At 72.8% G+C, this 555-nt stretch carries 1 protein-coding gene; it reads left to right on the top strand.

Translation table 11 applies throughout. From position 1 onward, the window contains the following. Window positions 1–555, top strand: a 555-nt coding sequence (locus LQT98_RS23935; RefSeq protein WP_231465764.1) for a TolC family protein, incomplete at both ends; no start/stop codon positions are given.

Below are 555 nucleotides of genomic sequence, written 5' to 3'. Positions count from 1 at the left end.
GTGCCGGCCCGGCTGCTGCAGCGCCGGCCTGACCTGGTGGCGGCTCAAGCCCGTTACGATGCCGCCCGCGCGCGCACCGACGAGGCCGAGGCGTCCCGCTGGCCGTCGCTGACCTTGAGCGGCGGCCTGGGCATCAGCGCCGGCAGTTGGTCCGGCTTGCGTGGCAGCAAGGTGCAAAACTGGTCATTGCTGCCGCAGCTGGATATTCCCTTGTTCGACGCCGGCAAGCGCAAGGCCGAGGCTCAGCGCGCGCGCTCCGCCGCCGCCGAGCAATACGCGGCCTGGCACGGCGCCATCTCCCGCGCGGTGTATGAAGTCGAGGACGCGGCGGCGGCCAGCCATTTCGCCAAGGCGGAACAGGACGCCAGGCAACGGCAATACCTGGATGCCAGCTTGCGGCTGCGCGCCGAGCGCGACGCGCGCGGCGTCGGCCTCAGCGACGGCCAGGCGGAATGGCGCGCGCGGCTGGGCCAGGTGCAGGCGGAACAAGGGGTGTTGGCCGCGCGCCGCCAGCAACTGCTGGCCGCGGTCAATCTGATCGCCGCGCTGGGCGGC

The sequence above is a fragment of the Chromobacterium aquaticum genome, from assembly GCF_021129195.1.
GTDB classification, from domain to species: Bacteria; Pseudomonadota; Gammaproteobacteria; order Burkholderiales; family Chromobacteriaceae; genus Chromobacterium; species Chromobacterium aquaticum.
This window is presented reverse-complemented; position numbering and strand designations above follow the sequence as displayed.